Origin of the sequence: Paracidovorax valerianellae, from assembly GCF_900102625.1 — a bacterium.
In the GTDB taxonomy this organism is placed as follows: domain Bacteria; phylum Pseudomonadota; class Gammaproteobacteria; order Burkholderiales; family Burkholderiaceae_C; genus Paracidovorax; species Paracidovorax valerianellae.
Genome location: NZ_FMZC01000048.1, coordinates 1 through 1454 on the forward strand (window position 1 = coordinate 1; position 1454 = coordinate 1454).

Consider the following 1454-nt stretch of genomic DNA (forward strand, 5'->3'; position numbering starts at 1 on the left):
GGGTGCAGCGACCAGGGCTGCGATGACCGGCTGCATCGACAGCCCGAATCGGGCGCAATAAAACCGCAGCGCGGCCAGGATCAGGCGCAGGTTGTGCCCGGCCCCGCACATCACCGCATGCAGCGCATCGCCCAGCGCACCCTTGAGCGGATTGCGGCCAAGCCTGCCGTCCATCTTCATGTGCCCGATAGCCGGTTCGATGGCGCTGCGCCTTTTGATCATGGCCTTGAGCATTCGGGTGATGCCACGCTTTTGGCCTGACATCAGGATGCGCACGCCCTCGACCTTCACGCCTCTATAGCCCTTGTCCACGATAGCCGTGGCCGGTGGCCTGTCCGTGCCCGTGAGGATGCCCACCTGCTCCAGTGTCTCGGCCAGCGTGTGTCCGTCATACGGGTTGCCTGGCATGCTCCTCATGCCCACCACCAGGCCTTCCCTGAGCGTGGTGGCGATGCTGACCTTCACTCCGAACTCATAGGGTGTCCTGGCCTTTCCTTTGCTGATGCATTCCACTTCCGGCGCGTGCAGGGCGTACAGTTTGTTCTTGTCTTTTGTCCGCTGGGTCAAGATGCGGCCCGTGCGGCTCAGCAAGTCCTGAACCTTGGCTTTGGCGGCCTCGGGCAGCATGTGCAGTTGGCGGGTAACTTCACGATGCACCCGGCCCACGCGGGTGCGCAGTGTCCTCACAGCTTTCTTCATGCGTTTGAACTGCTTGGCATGCGCGTAGCGCCCAATCTGCGCAGCCAGGCGCGGTGCCACCCGGTTGTAGTTCTGGCGCAGTTGCAGGCCGTTGTCCTCTGCCACCTTGACCAGGTGCTGGCGGCTCTTGTCCAGCAGCCGACTGTCGGTGGGGTGTGCAATGGCTTTGGGCATGACGGTGGTGTCCACGATCACCTGCTGTGTGCTGGTCTTCTGAATGACGCCACCACGCCGGGCCGCCTCGATGCTGGCCGCCAGCAGCGTCTCCACGCCTTCTTCTCCAATGCGCTTTCTCCAGCGCGTCAGACTGGACGAATCGATGGGCAACTCGGTCTGCAGGTAGGTCTCGCCGCAGAAGTACTGCCAGTACGGGTTCTCCACCCAGGTGTTGACCACGGCTTCGTCGGAGGCATCGAAGGTGTGCTGCAGGTACAGCAACCCGGCGATCAGACGAGGTGGCAATGCGGGCCGGCCCCGCCAGGAAGTGAACGAGACCACGAACGTGCGCTCGATCTCGGCCCAGTCGATCAGCGCAGCCAAACGGACCAGCGGGTGCTTCATGTTGAGCTGCTCGTCCAGCCGTGGGCGAAACAACTCACCGGACTGAGGCAGCGAAGGCTTCGGACCCATGGAACTCCTCGGAGAAATTTGCAAGAAAACAGGTACTGGAACAACCATACCTTGCAAATCCTGCGCCCATCCATCAGCAGAACTACGTGTCAGATCAAGGGCTTGCAGATTGTTCAGGGCGGACT

The 1454-nt window shown here is 62.0% G+C and carries 1 protein-coding gene; it reads right to left on the bottom strand.

Translation table 11 applies throughout. The features are described from left to right. The coding region (locus BLT03_RS23595) for an IS5 family transposase (RefSeq protein ID WP_245711544.1) at positions 1-1329 on the bottom strand (1329 nt) is incomplete at its 3' end. Positions 1330-1454 lie beyond the last annotated feature (125 nt).